Genomic DNA, 2,175 nt, shown 5'->3' on the forward strand with positions numbered 1-2,175 from the left:
GACGTGCTGGCGCCGATCCAGTCCGGCGACCCGGTGCGGGCCGAGGCCGCGCTGTCCCGCCTGGCCGAGATCGCCGAGCAGATCTCCGAGCCCGGAACCGACGCACGAACCGGACGCGGATTCCTGTCAGCGGCGTACGTGATCGCGTCGGTCCACGTGTCCCACGCCCTCGACGTCGCTGGCCCGGCCGTCGTTCCGTCGTGGGTGTCCGACGCTTCGCGCAGCCGCTTCGATCGGGAACGGGATGCGGCAGCGGTCGCCGGATCTCTGTGACGACGCAGGAGGCCTCGGGAGCGGCCCGGCCAGGCGAGCCCGCCGGGCCGTTCCCGACCTGGTCGTGCCGACCGAGTCGTCTCGGCGGTCACCCGGACCGGGGGGCACCCTGGTTGCGCCACATGGTGGTCACCGGGCGATCGCTCGCGCTCCGCGCGGGTACGGGCAGGTCGGCCGCCACCCAGACCGATCCGATCATGATCAGGGCGAAGGACCACAAGCCGATGCCCACGATGATGCCGACGTGCAGGACGAGCGCGGCGGTCAGTGCAAGTCGCCGTGCTCGCGGGCCCATGAGCAGGAGCACGGCCAGTCCTGCTTCGGTGACGACGGTGCCCCAGGTGAGCGTGGCGACACCCAGGGGCGTGGAGGTCACGGTCCGGAGCGCTTCGCCGACGAGGCCGGAGGCACCGAACGACGGGTCCCGGACGACGTAGTACAAGGCCGAGCCGTTGACCCAGTCCTCGACACCGAGCTTGGCGATGGCGCTGTGCAGGTAGATCCCCGCCACCTGGAGACGAAGCAGCCACCACGAGGCGAACGCGATGCCCTGGGTCACCGAGGTCACCGAGGTCACCGAGGTGGCCGCAGGCGCGGGCGAGCGACGCCATGCGATCACACGTTCGTCAGCGACCGTCAGGCCGATCAGCAGGACGGTCACCACCTGGGCTGCTTGCTCGCCTCCGTCGGGCAGACCCAGGCTGACCGCGATGGAGTACGAGACCCACGCGTGCGCCAAGCCGGTGACGCGGGGGACCACCCCTGCGCACACCGCGGCGAGCACGACGAGCGCGACGACGATGGCGATCGCCGGCTGGTCGTCCGGCGTCAGGCAGAACAGGGACGGTCGGGTGACTCCGCGGCAGATCGGGGCCGCAGGTGTATCGAGGATCTGCGGAGTCAGTCGCGTCCACGGTGTCACGGTGAGGGTCAGGATCTGGCTGGCTGCGATGAGCGTGCGACCGACCTGGACGGCTGGTTGCCGCGAATCGAACCGGGAGATCGAATCCTGTAGGCGAGCGAGAGCGACGAGCGTGTGCTGGCGCATTCAGGGGCACCTGACCGCGATCTTCGCCGCTCGGGTCGGCTGCGCCTCGACCCGGCTCGCGCGGCGGTAGTTGAACGGCGTCGTCTGCCGGAGAGCGAGGACGTACGTGCCGCAGAAGTTCGGGTCACGCCGCACCCCTGAGACCTCCTGCGCGGCGTGGGTGCCGACCCGGGTGAGGCAGTCGACCGCGTCGAGAGCGCTGCAGTCGACCCAGTCGGTGACCTCGCTCGCGAGGATCGCCTTCTCCGTGTCCTGCGAACGTTGTGAGCGAGAGAGCCCCAGCCAGTTCGCGAGGCTCGTCTGCGGAAGAGTGTCAGCGCGCGCGGCACGACCTCGGCCGCTCCGGTAGAGCACGAGCGACGGCGTCTGCGGGTCGCGGGTGAAGAAGGCCCACGACTGGGGCAGGACGACGCGGACCTGGGTGCGCTGCGCCCACGAGCTCGTGACGACCGTCGCCGGGAGCGCCGCGACGACGGACACCATCAGGCACGCCCCCACGACGACGAACGTCACGACGCACCCCACGACCGAAGTGTGCGAGCCGCCGGTGTTCCTCATCGCAGTGCGGCGACGACAGCGGACGAGCGCAGTTCCCGCTCGAAGCGGGTGAGGCCCTGAGTGGGTGCGTAGAGCACGAAGGCCACCGCGCTGACGACCGCGGCACCGGCGACGAGGACGACCATCGCACCGGCAGCCGCTTGCATGGTGGCCACCCAGTTGATGGTGTAGGTCCACCCGCGTCCGGTTCGTGCGTCGGTTCCGGGCTCGGAGATCTGCTCGGCGATCTCGGCCAGGCGGGACAGCGCGGCCTCGGCCCGCACCGGGTCGCCGGACTGGATCGGCGCCAGCACGTC

4 protein-coding genes are annotated in these 2,175 nt (G+C 70.8%); 1 reads left to right on the forward strand and 3 read right to left on the reverse strand.

Annotated features, from left to right (window positions below):
- On the forward strand, positions 1–273 hold a 273-nt coding region (locus EBM89_RS21640; RefSeq protein ID WP_158609739.1), incomplete at its 5' end, for a hypothetical protein.
- Between the two features lie 88 nt (positions 274–361).
- On the opposite strand, the gene EBM89_RS20375 is transcribed toward EBM89_RS21640, so the two are convergent.
- The 3 genes from EBM89_RS20375 to EBM89_RS21645 all read right to left on the reverse strand — a co-directional run.
- Positions 362–1,321: a sporulation-delaying protein SdpB family protein gene (locus EBM89_RS20375; protein WP_122151383.1), complete on the reverse strand. Its 960-nt coding sequence runs from the start codon at positions 1,319–1,321 to the stop codon at positions 362–364.
- The gene (locus tag EBM89_RS20380; protein ID WP_158609740.1) at positions 1,322–1,834 is read right to left on the reverse strand and encodes an SdpA family antimicrobial peptide system protein; all 513 of its coding nucleotides are present in this window, start codon (positions 1,832–1,834) and stop codon (positions 1,322–1,324) included. It lies immediately after the preceding gene.
- A gap of 41 nt (positions 1,835–1,875) precedes the next feature.
- A partial coding sequence (locus EBM89_RS21645; protein WP_158609741.1) for a sporulation delaying protein family toxin occupies positions 1,876–2,175 on the reverse strand: 300 nt, incomplete at its 5' end.

Origin of the sequence: Cellulomonas triticagri, assembly GCF_003696205.1 — a bacterium.
GTDB classification, from domain to species: Bacteria; Actinomycetota; Actinomycetes; order Actinomycetales; family Cellulomonadaceae; genus Cellulomonas; species Cellulomonas triticagri.